We start from the raw sequence: 14665 nt of genomic DNA, 5'->3' as shown, positions 1-14665 counted from the left end.
GTCAGTCGGCGGCCGGGACGGGAACCGGCTCGGCCGCCGTCCGCGCACCGCTGTCGGCCTCCGCCCCGGAGTGCGCAGCCGCCGACTTCTTGGCGCGGCGCTTGACGAACAGCATGGAGCCGACGCCGATCAGCACGGCGATGGCCAGGCCGAAGTACGAGAACCGCTTGAGCCAGTCCTCGGCGACGACACCGATGTAGTAGATGACGGCGGTCGTGCCGCCCGCCCAGACGATGCCGCCCAGGACGTTGGCGACGAGGAACTTCCAGTACGGCATGCGCAGCACGCCGGCCAGGGGTCCCGCGAAGATCCGCAGCAGGGCGACGAAGCGGCCGAAGAAGACCGCCCACATGCCCCACTTCTGGAACGACCGCTCGGCGCTGCCGACGTTCGCGGCGCTGAAGTGCTTGGGGAACTTCCGTTCCAGCCAGGCCAGGAGTGGCCGGCCGCCCTTGCGTCCGATCGCGTACCCGATCGAGTCGCCGATGATGGCGCCCGCGGTGGCGCAGATCCCCAGGACGACGGGGTCGAGCTCGCCGTGCTGCGAGGAGAGCAGCGCGGCGGAGACGAGGACGATCTCGCCCGGCAGCGGGATGCCCAGGCTCTCCAGACCGATGACCACGCCCACCAGCGCGTAGATACTGACGGCCGGTACGGTCTCCAGCCATTCCTGGACGTGCAAGGCCGGTTCCTCCTGTGCTGGTGTGCTTGTACCCGGCGTGCGCGTTCCCCCCAAGATCGCGCACGCCGGGCAGCCTACCCGCTCACCCGGCGTCGGCCGGGGCGGAGTCCGCGCGGTCCCAGAGGTCACAGAGGTGCTCCCGGGCCACAGTGGCGCTCAGCTCGTTCCCCCCGGCGGACGCGGTGCGCAGCGAGAGCACCTGACCGGGCCGGGTCCGCTGGTCGGGGGCGGTGGGCTGGCCCTCGGCGCGCGGCGCGCCGCCGTGGATGAAGGAGCCCCAGTACTGGACCATCTGCCGGGCCAGTGCCCGCTGTTCCGCGTCGAGCGGCGTCGGGAGCCCGAAGTGCTTGAAGAGGTACTGCACTTCGTTGACGTGGGTCGCCCCGAAGTCGAACGTCCTGCCCGCCTCGCGGATCGAGGCGAAGGGCGGCGAGGTGCGGTCGGCGAACTCATAGGCATAAACGGGGCCGCGGCCCGCGAGTGTCCTGTCCATGCGCAGCGCCGTGCAGGCGAACATCTTGTCGCCCTGGGTGGCCGCGTACGCGTGGGTGGGCGAGGCGTGCCCGGACACCGGATAGCGCTCGAGGAGCTCGGCGCCCAGCTCGGCGCCGTACGTCCGGGTGAGCGCGCCCGGGTACTGCGCCTCGGTGAGCGGCTTGCCCTGTCCGTCGAACTGGCCGTAGGCGAAGAGGCGCCCTTCGTCGCTGTTCGCGCCGTTCAGGACCGGCACGCGTGAGGCGCTGCCGTTCTCGTACGCCTCCTCGGGCTGGACCGGCAGGAAGTCGCCGCCGGCCACCGGGCCCCAGTCGAACCCGGCCTGTGCCGCGAGGATCTCCTTTGCGGACTTCTCGCGCAGACAGGCGAGGGCGGTCGCCGGTTCGGGGCAGCCCGCCTTCTTCGCGAACGCGGCGCCCTGCGTGAGCGCCTCCTCGCGCTCGCGGGCGGCGCAGTCTCCGTAGGCGCCGCTCTGCACGATGCCCGCGCGGTAGAGGCCCTTGGCGGTGGGCGAGGCGAGCTGGGTGCAGACGGAGCGGCCGCCCGCGGACTCACCCGCGATGGTGACGCGCTGCCGGTCGCCGCCGAACGAGCCGATGTTGGCGCGCACCCAGCGCAGGGCGGCCTGTTGGTCGAGCATGCCGTAGTTGCCCGAGACCCGGTCGGACGCCTCGGCGTCGAGGCCCTTCCCGGCGAGGAAACCCATCGCGCCGAGGCGATAGTTGACGGTCACGACCACGCTGCCGGTGCGCCGGGCGAAGACGTCGGGCACGACGTCCTCCCCCGCGCCCGCGGTGAGCCCGCCGCCGTGGAACCAGACCAGGACGGGCCGCTGCTTGTTCTGTCGCCCCTCGGGCGCGTAGACGTTGAGGTCGAGGCAGTCCTCGGTGTGGCTGGGGTTCTCGTATCCGGGGTCCCAACTGGCGGTCTGTACGCAGCGGTTGCCGAAGGCGGTCGCACCGCGCACGCCCTGCCAGGACTTGACGGGCCGCGGCTCCTTCCAGCGCAGGTCGCCGACGGGCTGCCGCGCGTAGGGGATGCCGAGGAACTGGCGCCCCTCGGCGGTGGATTCTCCGCGCAGCCAGCCCGCGTCCGTGCGGACGAGCGTGCCCTTGCCGCCCGCCCTGGGCGCATCCTCCGGGGCGGCCTGCGCGGGGTGCGGGGCGAGCAGGGCCGCGGCGGCGGCCATGACGACGAGGGCGGAGGTGGTGCGCCCCGCACCTCTTAGACGGCTCATACGACTCATACGGCAACTGCGGCTCATGCGGCGGCTCCCCTGGATGACGTCGACCCACTGGCGGCGGAAAACTATGACCGTTGTTGACTCGTGTCAATGAGTTGAACAGAACACCGCCCGAAACGGCGGGACGAGGTCGGGCGAGGTCACGGAAAAACGGCGCCGCACCGGTCGGGACCCCCGTGGCCCGGCCGACGCGACGCCGCTGTGTTCAACGAACGTACGGAAGCGAACGCCCGCACGCGACTCAGTTATTGGGACGCAGCGTCCACACGACGGTCATCTCGCCGGTCACGGCGCCGTCCTCGCGCTGGATCGCGATCGCCACCGGGAACTCGGGCCGCTGACCCGCGTCCAGCTCGGCGACGACCTCGGCGACCGGGCGGCCCAGGGTCGCGGTGGCGGTCACCGGCCCCATGGCGAGCTTCTTGTACGCGATGTCGGCGCGGACGGCCAGCGGCACGGCCCGCGAGAGCTGGTCCCCGAACGCGGCGAGCACGATCGCGCCGCTCGCCGACTCGCCCAGCGTGAACATGGCTCCGGCGTGCGGCCCGCCGACGTGGTTGTGGTAGTCGGCCTGGTCGGGCAGGGCGACCACGGCCTTCTCGGGCGTGGTCTCGCGGAACTCGAGGTTCAGCGTCCGGGCCATCGGCACGGTGGCGGCGAGCATCTCGCCTATCGACATCTGGTCAGCGCTCATGACCGTGATGTTACCCACGAGTAGCGTTCTTTGGCCAGGAGTCCGAAAGGCGTAGATCGCCGTCGCCTATCGTTGCTGCGCATGTGGCCAGGAGAGCAGCAGCCCGGGGGCGGGCCGAACCAGCAGCCGAATCCGTACCAGCAGCCGGGGTACCAACAGCCGGCGCCGTGGAACGCGCCCACCGTTCCGGGCGGCGCACCTCAGGTTCCGCAGGGCGGCCAGGGGGGCAACGGCGGGGGCGGCGGCAGCAGGACCAAGGTCATCGCCGTCGTTGCCGCGGCCGCGGTCGTGGTGGCCGCCGGGGTCACCGGCTTCCTGGTCCTGGGCGGCGACAAGGACGACGACGCGAAGCCGGACCCCGCGAAGTCCTCGTCCGCCGCCCCGAGTCCGACGGGCTCCGACGACGCCGACGCCGACGCCCGTGGCAACGGCGGCAATCCGAAGCCGACGATCGCGGGCTGGCAGACCGTCGTGAACCCCGCACGCGGGATCGCCTTCGACGTGCCCGCGGGGTGGGTCCTGAAGTCCACGGACTGGGTGAGCTGGGTCTCGGAGGCCGACGACCTCGACGAGAAGCCCATCGTCGCCATCTCCGCACCGGCGTACCTCAAGGAGAAGTGGTGCGGGGCCGACGAGGACCGGGACGGCACCAAGGACTACACCCCTCTCGCCGCCGCGGGCAGCAAGGGCAACAAGGGCGCCAGGAGCACCGACGAGGCGGCGAGCAAGGACGCCCGCCTGTGGATCTACGGCGCCTTCACCCAGCCCGACAAGAAGAACATCAGGACCGGGGCCGCCGAGCCCTACACCACCGCATCGGGCCTCAAGGGCAGTGTGGTGACCGCCTCGTCCTCCGGCGCGAAGAAGGAGGGCAAGTGCGACACGGACGGCAAGGCCACGGTGTTCGCGTTCAAGGACTCCGATGGCGCGTTCGCCTCGTGGTCCTTCCACGGCGCCGCGGGCGTGAGTGACGAGGTCCCGGACGCGACGGTCAAGAAGATCCTCGGCACGGTGCGCGAGATCAAGTAGCCCTCCACGGCCCGAACGGCCCCTCGCGGGCGGTCGTGACGTGTCCGCTGCAACACCCCGTATCGTTTCCCGCCATGTGGCCAGGACAGCAGCCGCCCGGGGGCGAGCAGAACCCGCAGGACCAGAATCCCAACCCGTACCAGCAGCCGGGGTACCAGCAGCCGAACCCCTATCAGCAGCCGGGATACCAGCAGCCCAATCCCTATCAGCAGGGAACGGGACAGCCGGGGCAGCCGGGGCAGCCCCAGGGTCAGTGGAGCGTGCCGACGGCGCCGGGGGGATGGACGCAGCAGCCCGGCGGGGGCGGCGGCAACGGCGGCAGGACCAAGCTGGTCGCGATCGTCGCCGCGACGGCGGTCGTGGTGGCCGCCGGGGTCACCGGCTTCCTGGTGCTCGGCGGCGACAAGGACGACGAGGCCGACGGCAAGGCGGCGAAGAAGCCCGCCGGGTCCGCGTCCAAGAAGCCGGGCTCCGATCCGGCCACCGGCGGCGGTGAGGACGAGCGAGGCACGGACAACGGCCCGAAGCCCGTGGTCAAGGGCTGGCAGGTCGTGGTGAACCCCAAGTGGGGCACGGCCTTCGACGTCCCCGCCGACTGGGAGGTGCAGTCCCCGGACTCGGCCATCGCCTTCGACGACGCGAGCGAGGACGCCGGGAGCAAGCCGCTCATCACCATGTCGGCGCCCGCGTACTACAAGTCCAAATGGTGCTCGTCCGACGAGGACAAGGACGGCACGAAGGAGGACACCGCCCTCGGGGCCGTCGGCACCAAGGGCGCGAACGGCGCGAAGAACACCGATGAGGTCGCGGTGAACCAGGTGCCCTGGTGGGTCTTCGGCGGGTACACGCAGCCGGACAAGAAGAGCCTCTCCTTCGACAAGAAGGCGAAGCCGTTCACCACGAAGACCGGCATCAAGGGGAGCCTCGCGCGGGCCCATTCGACGAACACGCCGCAGACGGGCAAGTGCGCCTCGGACGGCAAGGCGATCACCTTCGGCTTCAAGAACTCCGAGGGCGAGTACGTCGCCTGGAATCTCTACGGCGCCAAGGGCGTCGAGGAGGAGATCCCGGAGGCGACGGTCATGAAGATCCTCAATACGGTGCGGCTGCACGGCGACCCGACGGAATCCTGAGTCGTTTCGTGCACCCGCGGGGCTTGTGACCCGATGTGCCGAGCTCCCGGCGGGGCCAGCGATGACATCAGGCCACAAGCCCCTCTATGGTTACTGCCCATGTGGCCAGGACAGCAGCCGCCCGGGGGCGAGCAGAACCCGCAGGACCAGAATCCCAACCCGTACCAGCAGCCGGGGTACCAGCAGCCGAACCCGTACCAGCAGCCGGGATACCAGCAGCCGGGCTTTCAGCAGCAGCCTCACTCGGGTGCCTACTCGCAGCCGGAGCAGCCGCAGTGGGCGGCGCCCACGCCACCGCCCATGCCGCCCCAGCCGGGCGGCGGTCAGGGCGGTGACGGAAACAAGACGAAGATCACCGCGATCGTCGCGGCGCTCGCCGTCGTGGTGGCCGCGGGCGTCACGGGCTTCCTCGTCCTCGGTGGTGACAAGGACGACGAGGCCAACGACAAGCCGGGGAAGAAGCCCGTCAAGTCCGCGTCCCCGAAGCCGACCCCGACCGAAGAGGGCGGCACCGAGCGCGGCACGGGCGGCGGCGCCAAGCCGACGATCCCCGGCTGGAAGGTCGTGGTGAACCCCAAGTGGGGCACCGCCTTCGACGTCCCCGCCGACTGGGAGGTGTCGAGCCCGGACACCTTGATCGGCTTCGACGACCGCAAGGACGAGGGCGCGAAGTCCATCATCATCATGTCCGCGCCCGCGGTCCTCAAAGAGAAGTGGTGCACGTCCGACGACGACAAGGACGGTCAGTCGGACGACACCTCCCTCGCCGCGGTCGGCACGAAGGGGCAGAACGGCGCCAAGAACACCGAGGACGTCGCGCGCAACGACTCCGCCTGGTGGGTCTACGGCGGCTACACGGAGCAGACCAAGGCGGACAAGAAGAAGATCAAGATCAGCAAGGTGGAGCCCTACACCACCAAGTCCGGCATCAAGGGCAGCCTCGCGACGTCGACGACGTCCGGCGCCGCCACGTCCGCCAAGTGCGACTCCGAGGGCAAGGCCACCACGTTCGCCTTCAAGAACAGCGAGGGCGAGTACGTCGCCTGGTCGCTGTACGGGGCCAAGGGCGTGAAGGACGAGGTTCCCGACGCGACGGTGAAGAAGATCCTTGCCACCGTGCGGCTGAACGGCGCGGGCGAGGAGTCCTGAGCCGCTGACGGGGTCCTGCCCCGTACAGAATCGGTTTGGCAAGTCGGTGTCCCGGCGGCGATAGTCCCCTGGTGACCACACCCGCCGCCGAGCGCCGCCCCGCCTGGGCCGGGCGCAACTACAGCCTGCTGACCGCCGCCGCGATCGTGACCAATCTGGGCAGCCACGGAGCCCTGATCGCGGCGGCGTTCGCCGTGCTCGACTCCGGCGGCGACGGCGGGGACGTCGGTCTGGTGGCGGCGGCCCGCACGCTGCCGCTCGTGCTGTTCCTGCTCATCGGCGGCGCCGTCGCCGACCGGCTGCCGCGCCACCACGTGATGGTCGCCGCCAACGCGCTCAACTGCCTTTCGCAGGCGGCCTTCGCGGTGCTCGTCATCTCCGGCACGCCCCCGCTGTGGTCGATGATGCTGCTCACCGCGCTCGGCGGCACCGGACAGGCGTTCTTCGGACCGGCCGCCGAAGGCATGCTGATGTCGACCGTCAGCGGCGAACAGGCGGGCCGCGCCTTCGCGCTGTACCGCATGGCGATGCAGGGAGCGGGCCTGGGCGGCGCCGCGCTGGGCGGTCTGATGGTCGCCGCGATCGGGCCCGGCTGGGTGCTCGCGGTGGACGCGGTGGCGTTCGCGGTGGCCGGATCCTTGCGGTCGTTCCTCGACGTGAGCCACATCCCGGTGCGCGCACCGGGCGGCGGACTCCTCTCCGATCTGCGCGAGGGCTGGCAGGAGTTCATCGGCCGGCCCTGGCTGTGGGCGATCGTCGCGCAGTTCTCCGTGGTGGTGGCGGTGGTCGGCGCGGCCGAGGCGGTCTTCGGGCCCCTGGTCGCCCGGGACGAACTGGGCGGCGCCGGGCCCTGGGGCCTTGCGCTCGGCGCGTTCGGCGCGGGCACGGTCGGCGGCGCGTTCCTGATGATGCGGTGGAAGCCGCGGCGCCTGCTGCTCGCGGGCACCCTCTGCGTCTTCCCGCTCGCCGCGCCGTCGGCGGCGCTCGCGGTGCCGCTGCCGGTGTGGGGTCTGGCGGCGGTGATGTTCGTCAGCGGCGTGGCGATCGAGGTGTTCGGCGTCTCCTGGATGACGGCGATGCATCAGGAGATCCCCGAGGAGAAGCTGTCGCGCGTCGCGGCGTACGACTGGTTCGGCTCGGTCGCGATGGTCCCGCTCGCCACGGCGCTCGCGGGTCCGGCGGAGCTGGCCTTCGGGCGCTCGGCCTCGCTGTGGGGGTGCGCGGCGCTGGTGGTCGTGGTGACGGCGCTGGTGCTCTTCGTCCCCGACGTACGCAATCTGACGCGGCGCACGGCGTCGAAGGAGATCGCCAAGGCGGCCGCTCCCGTCGGCGCTCCCCCGGTCAAGCCCTTGATCGAACCGCCGGTCGAGCTCCCGGCCGAGCTCCCCGTCGACCCCTCAGCCGATGCTGAAGGCCCCGTCGGGCGGCTCGGGTGACGCGACCGCGTCCTCGTCCCGCACCGGCTTCGCGTCACCGATGAACCGGCGAAGCGCCGCCCCGTGCTCGACGCGGGCCGGGAAGACGTCGCCCGCCGTGCGCCGGGCCAGGGCCTCGATCTCGATCGCCTCGTGTGAGGCGACGAGCACCGCGTTGCCGAAGCGGCGGCCGCGCAGCACGGTCGGCTCGGCGATCAGCGCGACCTGCCCGAAGACCTCGGCGAAGGTGGCGAGCTGGGAGCGCAGGAAGCCGAACGGCGCCCCGTCGGCGAGGTTCGCCGCATAGAGGCCGCCCGCGCGCAGGACCCGTTCCGCGGCGCGCGCGTAGGCGATCGACGTGAAACGGGCGGGCACCCGCGAGCCGCCGAAGACGTCGGCGACCAGGACGTCGGTGCTGTCGGGCGCCGCCTCCTCCAGCCACTGCCGGGCGTCCGCGCCGTGCACGGTGATCCCGGAGTCCGCGGGCAACGGCAGCTTCTCGGTGACCAGTTCGAGCAGCCCCCGGTCCGCCTCGACGACGTCCTGGCGCGAGCCGGGCCGCGTGGCGGCGACATAGCGGGGCAGGGTGAGCGCGCCGCCGCCGAGGTGGATCACGTCCAGCGGGCGGTCGGGATCGTCGGCGGTGTCCAGGACATGGGCGAGCCGCTGCGCGTACTCGAACTCCAGATGGGTGGGCGCGTCCAGGTCGACGTACGACTGAGGCGCCCCGTCGACCGTGAGCAGCCAGGCGCGGGGACGGTCCACGTCCGGCATCAGCTTGGCGGTGCCGTGGTCCACGTCCTTGATGACGGCCCTGGCCTCGTCCGTGTGTTCGTCCTCGGTCACCGCTCCATTGTGCCCGCCTGCCTCGGGGGTGGATCCCCCGAGGCAGGCGGGCATCGGCCGTCAGCCGACCTCGGTCACCGTGCCCGCGCCGACGGTGCGGCCGCCCTCGCGGATCGCGAAGCCGAGGCCCGTCTCCAGGGGCATGTCGCGGCCTAGCTCGACCGTCATGGTGACGGTGTCGCCGGGGCGGGCCACGGCGGCGTCGCCGAGGTCGACGTCGCCGACCACGTCCGCGGTGCGGAGGTAGAACTGCGGCCGGTAGCCGGTCGTGATCGGCGTCGACCGTCCGCCCTCCTTGGTGGACAGGACGTACACCTGGGCGGTGAAGCGGCTCCTCGGACTGACGCTGCCCGGCTCCGCGACGACGTGCCCGCGGCGTACGGCGTCGCGTGGCACCCCGCGCAGGAGCAGCGCCACGTTGTCGCCGGCCTGCGCGGACTCCATGGGCTTGCCGAAGGTCTCCAGACCGGTGACGACGGTCTCCGTCTCCGCGCCGAGCACCTCCACCCGGTCGCCGATCCGCACCTGGCCGCGCTCGACGGCCCCGGTGACGACGGTCCCGCGCCCGGTGATGGTGAGCACGTTCTCCACCGAGAGCAGAAAGGGCGCGTCGACGTACCGCTCGGGCATGGGCACATAGGTGTCCACCGCGTCGAGCAGCGCCTCGATGGCGGCGGACCAGCGCGGGTCGCCCTCAAGGGCCTTCAGCCCCGAGACGCGTACGACGGGGACGGAGTCGCCCCCGTACCCGTGCGCGGAGAGCAGCTCGCGCACCTCCAGCTCGACGAGGTCCGTGAGCTCCTCGTCGCCCGCGTCGGCCTTGTTGAGCGCGACCACGATGTGGTCGACCCCCACCTGCCGGGCGAGCAGGACGTGCTCGGCGGTCTGCGGCATGATCCCGTCGAGCGCGGAGACGACGAGGATCGCCCCGTCCAGCTGCGCGGCGCCGGTGACCATGTTCTTGATGTAGTCGGCGTGACCGGGCATGTCCACGTGCGCGTAGTGCCGGGTGTCGGTCTCGTACTCGACGTGCGAGATGTTGATGGTGATGCCGCGCTGGGCCTCCTCGGGGGCGCGGTCGATGCGGTCGAAGGGCACGAACGTGCCGGTGCCGCGCTCGCTGAGGACCTTGGTGATGGCGGCGGTCAGGGTGGTCTTGCCGTGGTCGACGTGGCCCATCGTGCCGATGTTGAGGTGCGGCTTGGTGCGGATGTATGCCGTCTTGGACATGGCGGTTCCTTCTCCGGAACTCGAAGCTGAAGTCCTGGGCTCACGTCATCGCGTGCGCGCTCGGGACGGGGACCCCCGGGGCCTGACCGACCCTCCCCCTATGGGGTCCGCCGGAGTGTCCGGGGAGGGTCAGCGTCGGGCGCCGTCGACAGGAAATGCTGCGAAGAGGAAGACGGCAGCCTTCGCAGCGACCGCGAGGGCGGTCGGAGCTGCGAGGAAGGCGTACCGGAACATGTGGCAGATCATTGCCGACGGGCGGGGGTACGTCGAATGGTTTTCGCCGGGTGACGACCGGCGTGGTCCGTGAAGTCCGGTGTGCTCAGAGGTTCCTCAGGGCCTCGCGCGCCGAGAGGGGCGACAGACGCCCGCGCTCCCGCTCGACGAAGTCGCGCACCGCGTCCGGATCGGTCTTGGCGTACTCGCGCAGGCACCAGCCGATGGCCTTGCGGATGAAGAAGTCGGGGTGTCCCGACTGGCGCAGGCAGTAGGCGAAGAGGCGTCCGGTGTCGGTGGCGTCCTTGTGGCGGAGCTGGTGGAGCAGGGCGGTGCGGGCCACCCACAGGTCCTCGTCATCGATCCAGGCGTCCATGGCGGTCTTGAGCCCCGGATCGGCGGTGACGAGGCCGCCGACGACGTGCGCGGCGAGCGCGTCGACCGTGTCCCACCAGGAGACCGTGGTGACGAGGTGGCGGGCGACCGGCAGGAACCCCGAGGAGAGGCGCTTCACGTGGCGGCGCAGATGGTCGACGGCGAAGTACGCGTACTCGCGCTCGGGCAGCTCCCAGCAGCGCAGGGCGATCGCCGTGCAGTCGGCCTCGTCGGGGCGCGGCAGCCCGGCGAGGACCGTGCGGGACAGTTCGCGGCGCAGGGGCGAGGGCAGGCCCAGGAACGGGGCGATGTCCTTCATGTACGCCTGTGCCCGCACGGCCCGCTCCGGATCGGCCGCCTTGGGGTACGTCGTGGTGAGCCGCTCCATGACGGTGTCCGCCAGGTCACTGCGCGGGACTGTGACGCTCATGAGACGCACCATACGGCGATCACACACATTTGTCGGTTAGTCTCCCCGGATGCTCGACACCGCCGCCGCCCGCCCGCAGGGCCTCGCCGTGCGCTGCACCAGGGTCCTGCTCTCGCCCTGGTCGCGGCTGTCTCTGCTGGTGGTGCTGCTCGCGGCCGCCGGGACGTGCGTGCTGCTCTTCGAGCCGCAGCGGGTCCTCTCCGACGGAGGGCTCCGGCAGCTCGGCGGTGCCGCCGCCGTGCTGGTGTTCGCCCTCGCGTACGGCCTGTGCACCACGGCGTTCGTACCGCGTCCGATCCTCAATCTGGCGGCAGGCGCCCTCTTCGGTTCGCAGGCGGGGCTCACCGCCGCGCTCGCGGGCACGGTCCTCGGCTCCGGGATCGCCTTCGGGCTCGGCCGGATGCTGGGGCAGGACGCGCTGCGCCCGCTGCTGCGCGGGCGCTGGCTCCAGGCGGCCGACGGGCAGCTGAGCAGGCACGGCTTCCGGTCGATGCTGGCGGCGCGGCTGTTTCCCGGGGTGCCGTTCGCGGCCGCCAACTACTGCGCGGCGGTGTCCCGCATGGGATGGCTGCCGTTTCTGCTCGCCACCGGCCTGGGGTCGATCCCGAACACCGCCGCGTACGTCATCGCGGGCGCCCGCGCCTCGACGCCGACGTCCCCCGCCTTCCTCGTCGCGATGGGCTTCATCGCGGTGACGGGCCTGGCGGGCGCGGTGGTGGCGTGGTGCAAGCGCCACCACTTGCGCGACCGCTGAACGCTCTCGCCTGCTCCGGGGCTTCCAGGATCTTCTACAGGGACTCCAGGATCGTCGCGTTGGCCAGGCCCCCCGCCTCGCACATGGTCTGCAACCCATAGCGCGCGCCCCGCGCCCGCATCGCGTGGACGAGTGTCGTCATCAGACGCGTGCCGCTCGCGCCCAGGGGATGCCCCAACGCAATCGCCCCGCCGTGCACGTTGACCTTCTCGGGGTCCGCGCCGGTCTCCTGGAGCCAGGCGAGCACGACGCTCGCGAAGGCTTCGTTGACCTCGAAGAGGTCGATGTCGTCGAGGCTCAACGAAGCCTTGCGCAGCACCTTTTCGGTGGCAGGCAGGATGCCGGTGAGCATCAGGAGCGGGTCGGACCCGGTGACGGCGAAGCTGTGCAGCCGGGCGAGCGGACGCAGGCCGAGGCGTGCGGCGTGCTCGCTGGTGGTGATGAGGACCGCGGACGCCCCGTCGTTGGTGGGGCTCGCGTTGCCCGCGGTGACGGACCAGTCGATCTGCGGGAAGCGCTCGCCGAAGGCGGGGTCCTCGTAGGCGGGCTTCAGGCCCGCGAGGATCTCCGGGGTGGTGGCGGGGCGTACGGACTCGTCGCGGGTGACGCCGTCGATCGGGGCGACCTCCGCGTCGAACAGGCCCTGGTCCCAGGCTCGCGCCGCCCGCTGGTGGGAGGTCGTGGCGAAGACGTCCATCCGCTCGCGGCCGACGGACCACTTGGCGGCTATCAGTTCGGCGCTGATGCCCTGCGGGACGAGCCCTTCGGGGAAGCGCTCGGCGACGCCCGGTCCGAAGGGGTCGGCGCCCGCCGGGACGTTCGACCACATCGGGACGCGGCTCATCGACTCCACACCGCAGGCGACGGCCATGTCGTACGCCCCGGAGATGACGCCCTGCGCGGCGAAGTGCACGGCCTGCTGGGACGAACCGCACTGGCGGTCCACGGTGGTCGCGGGCACCGACTCGGGGAAGCCCGCGGACAGGACGGCGTAACGGGTCGTGTTCATGGCCTGCTCGGCGACCTGGTCGACGCAGCCGCCGATCACGTCGTCGACCTGGGCGGGATCGATGCCCGTGCGCTCCACGAGGGTGCGCAGGGTGTGGGCGAGCAGCTCGACGGGGTGGACATGGGCGAGGGAGCCGTTCGGCTTGCCCTTGCCGACCGGGGTGCGTACGGCTTCGACGATGACGGCGTCACGCATGGTGCGGTCCTCCTAGGGCGCCAGGCGGGCAGCACGAGGTCGCTCTCCCCCGCTCCCCCTGGCGATTACCAGTGAGTAGGAAATCTGGACTCACCATAGCCCGGTGAGTTGGAAAAACAAACCCTCCTCTACACTGCCCGCATGAAGGATGCGCGCCCCTGCTCGATCGCCGACGCCCTCGCCCTTGTCGGCGAGAAGTACTCCCTGCTCGTCCTGCGCGAGGTCTGCCTCGGCAACGGACGCTTCGACCAGCTGGTGCGCAACATCGGCGCCCCGCGCGACATCCTCGCGACGCGCCTGCGCCGCCTGGTGGACGCCGGCGTCCTGGAGAAGATCGCCTACAGCGAGCGCCCGCAGCGCTTCCAGTACCGGCCCACCCAGGCCGGCCTCGAACTGGAACCGGTCCTGATGACCCTGATGGCCTGGGGCGACCGCCACCTCCGCAAGGACGCCGACCGCCCGATGGTCATCGAGCACGTCTGCGGCCACGAGATGGTCCCGCTCGTGACCTGCGCGGCCTGCGGCGACCAGGTGCGCCACGACGACCTCACCGCGCACCCGCAGGCCCCCGGCTGGACGACGACGGGCCCCACGGCCGCCTGATCGAGCCGCACCGCGGCATGGACGAGGCCCGCGGACGCGCGTGACCGCCTTGTCCTGTGGCACGAGCCGACCCGTTCTTCTTGTGCGCGGGGACGAATCGCGGGCCGCCCGACCGACGCGACACTCACAGGGTTCCGACACGGAGTCCGACGGAGGTCGTTGCCGGTGTCCACTGTGGTTGCCAGGCCCGCACCACCGGGTGCGCGGGCGCGAGTGCTGGAAAGTCCGTGGCTGTCCTTCTTCGGACGGCGGCTCGGGCGGTTCGTGGTGTCGCTGTGGGTGGTGGTGACCGCCGCCTTCGCGATGATCCATCTGATGCCCGGGGACCCGGTGCGGTCGGCGCTCGGCATGACGGCGCCGGTGGAGACGGTGAACGCGCGGCGGCAGGCCCTCGGCCTCGACGACGGCCTCCTCACGCAGTACTGGCACTACCTGCGGTCGGTGTTCGGCGGCGACTTCGGCACATCCGTGCTGAGCGATCTGCCGGTGTCGCAGCAGATCGGCGACCGCCTGCCCGCGACCGCGCAGCTGGCCGTCGCCGCGTTCGCCGTCGCCATGGTGGTGGCGGTGCCGGTCGGTGCGGTGATGGCCGTGCTGACCCGCGGCGGGCGGCGCAGGGGCGGGGAGCTGGCGTTCACGTCCACCAGCGTGCTGCTGGCGGCCATACCGGAATTCCTGCTGGCCGTCGGGCTCGTCTACGTCTTCTCGGTCCATCTGGGGTGGTTCCCCGTGGCCGGGCGCGGCGGCCCCGCCTCGTACGTGCTGCCCGTACTCGCGCTGGCCGTCGGCCCCGCCGCCGTCCTGGCGCGGATCGTGCGGGTCGAGATGCTGGCCGTGCTCGGCGACGACTTCATCCGCACGGCACGCGCCAAACGGCTGCCCGCCCGGCGGATCTACGCACGCCACGCGCTGCCCAACGCGCTCACCGCGACGCTGACCATGGGCGGCCTCGTGCTGACCGGCCTGGTGGCCGGGACCGTCCTGGTGGAGAACGTCTTCGCGTGGCCGGGCCTCGGCTCGACGATCGTGCAGTCGATCCAGCAGAAGGACTACCCCGTGGTGCAGGGCATCGTCCTGGTCTACGGGATCGGTGTCCTGACGGTGAATCTGCTGGTCGACGTGTTGCTCGCGGTGCTCGATCCACGCTCGACGATCCGGGAGGCCTGAGCC

The 14665-nt window shown here is 71.5% G+C and carries 14 protein-coding genes; 7 read left to right on the top strand and 7 right to left on the bottom strand.

Annotated features, from left to right (window positions below; translation table 11 throughout):
• Nucleotide 1 precedes the first annotated feature (1 nt).
• The 3 genes from ACIGXX_RS36040 to ACIGXX_RS36030 form a co-directional block, all read right to left on the bottom strand.
• A complete protein-coding gene (locus ACIGXX_RS36040) occupies nucleotides 2-682 on the bottom strand; it encodes a DedA family protein (protein ID WP_351169878.1) in 681 nt (226 codons plus the stop codon).
• Between the two features lie 82 nt (nucleotides 683-764).
• Nucleotides 765-2414: a carboxylesterase/lipase family protein gene (locus ACIGXX_RS36035; protein WP_399982171.1), complete on the bottom strand. Its 1650-nt coding sequence runs from the start codon at nucleotides 2412-2414 to the stop codon at nucleotides 765-767.
• Between the two features lie 247 nt (nucleotides 2415-2661).
• Nucleotides 2662-3114, bottom strand: a complete 453-nt coding sequence (locus ACIGXX_RS36030) for a DUF4442 domain-containing protein (protein ID WP_351169884.1) — start codon at nucleotides 3112-3114, stop codon at nucleotides 2662-2664.
• Between the two features lie 81 nt (nucleotides 3115-3195).
• Here ACIGXX_RS36030 and ACIGXX_RS36025 point away from each other — a divergent pair, with 81 nt between their 5' ends.
• The 4 genes from ACIGXX_RS36025 (at nucleotide 3196) to ACIGXX_RS36010 (ending at nucleotide 7861) form a co-directional block, all read left to right on the top strand.
• Nucleotides 3196-4143 (top strand): hypothetical protein, encoded by a 948-nt coding sequence (locus ACIGXX_RS36025; protein WP_399982168.1) that lies wholly within the window; start codon nucleotides 3196-3198, stop codon nucleotides 4141-4143.
• Between the two features lie 74 nt (nucleotides 4144-4217).
• Entirely contained in the window at nucleotides 4218-5276 is a 1059-nt protein-coding gene (locus ACIGXX_RS36020) for a hypothetical protein (RefSeq protein WP_361469283.1), read from the top strand.
• Nucleotides 5277-5375: 99 nt separating this feature from the next.
• Entirely contained in the window at nucleotides 5376-6425 is a 1050-nt protein-coding gene (locus ACIGXX_RS36015) for a DUF1720 domain-containing protein (protein WP_351169893.1), read from the top strand.
• 71 nt (nucleotides 6426-6496) lie between these two features.
• Nucleotides 6497-7861, top strand: a complete 1365-nt coding sequence (locus ACIGXX_RS36010) for an MFS transporter (protein ID WP_383825784.1) — start codon at nucleotides 6497-6499, stop codon at nucleotides 7859-7861.
• Here ACIGXX_RS36010 and ACIGXX_RS36005 read toward each other — a convergent pair.
• The 3 genes from ACIGXX_RS36005 to ACIGXX_RS35995 form a co-directional block, all read right to left on the bottom strand.
• On the bottom strand, nucleotides 7823-8614 hold the full coding sequence (locus ACIGXX_RS36005; protein WP_351170087.1) for a fused MFS/spermidine synthase: 792 nt from the start codon (nucleotides 8612-8614) through the stop codon (nucleotides 7823-7825). The two genes, ACIGXX_RS36010 and ACIGXX_RS36005, sit on opposite strands and share 39 nt — an antisense overlap.
• Before the next feature lie 132 nt (nucleotides 8615-8746).
• Nucleotides 8747-9916 (bottom strand): elongation factor Tu, encoded by a 1170-nt coding sequence (gene tuf / locus ACIGXX_RS36000; RefSeq protein ID WP_351169899.1) that lies wholly within the window; start codon nucleotides 9914-9916, stop codon nucleotides 8747-8749.
• A gap of 319 nt (nucleotides 9917-10235) precedes the next feature.
• A complete protein-coding gene (locus tag ACIGXX_RS35995) occupies nucleotides 10236-10934 on the bottom strand; it encodes a DNA alkylation repair protein (protein WP_399982161.1) in 699 nt (232 codons plus the stop codon).
• Between the two features lie 49 nt (nucleotides 10935-10983).
• Between ACIGXX_RS35995 and ACIGXX_RS35990 the strand changes: the two genes are divergently transcribed.
• Nucleotides 10984-11688, top strand: coding sequence for a TVP38/TMEM64 family protein (locus ACIGXX_RS35990; protein ID WP_351169905.1), 705 nt, complete (start codon nucleotides 10984-10986; stop codon nucleotides 11686-11688).
• A gap of 34 nt (nucleotides 11689-11722) precedes the next feature.
• Here ACIGXX_RS35990 and ACIGXX_RS35985 read toward each other — a convergent pair whose 3' ends face one another.
• Nucleotides 11723-12892, bottom strand: a complete 1170-nt coding sequence (locus tag ACIGXX_RS35985) for a thiolase family protein (protein WP_366463153.1) — start codon at nucleotides 12890-12892, stop codon at nucleotides 11723-11725.
• Nucleotides 12893-13033: 141 nt separating this feature from the next.
• Here ACIGXX_RS35985 and ACIGXX_RS35980 point away from each other — a divergent pair, with 141 nt between their 5' ends.
• Together ACIGXX_RS35980 and ACIGXX_RS35975 are read left to right on the top strand one after the other, a co-directional pair.
• Nucleotides 13034-13495, top strand: a complete 462-nt coding sequence (locus ACIGXX_RS35980; RefSeq protein ID WP_351169911.1) for a helix-turn-helix domain-containing protein — start codon at nucleotides 13034-13036, stop codon at nucleotides 13493-13495.
• Nucleotides 13496-13660: 165 nt separating this feature from the next.
• Nucleotides 13661-14662, top strand: a complete 1002-nt coding sequence (locus ACIGXX_RS35975; protein WP_351169914.1) for an ABC transporter permease — start codon at nucleotides 13661-13663, stop codon at nucleotides 14660-14662.
• Nucleotides 14663-14665: the final 3 nt, after the last annotated feature.

The organism is Streptomyces sp. NPDC055243 (assembly GCF_044544025.1).
Taxonomy (GTDB): domain Bacteria; phylum Actinomycetota; class Actinomycetes; order Streptomycetales; family Streptomycetaceae; genus Streptomyces.
This window is presented reverse-complemented; position numbering and strand designations above follow the sequence as displayed.

Bases quoted from the DNA above. Each gene is read 5' to 3' on its own strand.
- ACIGXX_RS36035 (WP_399982171.1), bottom strand. From the start codon at position 2,414: ATGAGCCGTCTAAGAGGTGCGGGGCGCACCACCTCCGCCCTCGTCGTC.
- ACIGXX_RS36030 (WP_351169884.1), bottom strand. From the start codon at position 3,114: ATGAGCGCTGACCAGATGTCGATAGGCGAGATGCTCGCCGCCACCGTG.
- ACIGXX_RS36025 (WP_399982168.1), top strand. From the start codon at position 3,196: ATGTGGCCAGGAGAGCAGCAGCCCGGGGGCGGGCCGAACCAGCAGCCG.
- ACIGXX_RS36020 (WP_361469283.1), top strand. From the start codon at position 4,218: ATGTGGCCAGGACAGCAGCCGCCCGGGGGCGAGCAGAACCCGCAGGAC.
- ACIGXX_RS36015 (WP_351169893.1), top strand. From the start codon at position 5,376: ATGTGGCCAGGACAGCAGCCGCCCGGGGGCGAGCAGAACCCGCAGGAC.
- ACIGXX_RS36005 (WP_351170087.1), bottom strand. From the start codon at position 8,614: ATGCCGGACGTGGACCGTCCCCGCGCCTGGCTGCTCACGGTCGACGGG.
- tuf (WP_351169899.1), bottom strand. From the start codon at position 9,916: ATGTCCAAGACGGCATACATCCGCACCAAGCCGCACCTCAACATCGGC.
- ACIGXX_RS35995 (WP_399982161.1), bottom strand. From the start codon at position 10,934: ATGAGCGTCACAGTCCCGCGCAGTGACCTGGCGGACACCGTCATGGAG.
- ACIGXX_RS35990 (WP_351169905.1), top strand. From the start codon at position 10,984: ATGCTCGACACCGCCGCCGCCCGCCCGCAGGGCCTCGCCGTGCGCTGC.
- ACIGXX_RS35985 (WP_366463153.1), bottom strand. From the start codon at position 12,892: ATGCGTGACGCCGTCATCGTCGAAGCCGTACGCACCCCGGTCGGCAAG.
- ACIGXX_RS35980 (WP_351169911.1), top strand. From the start codon at position 13,034: ATGAAGGATGCGCGCCCCTGCTCGATCGCCGACGCCCTCGCCCTTGTC.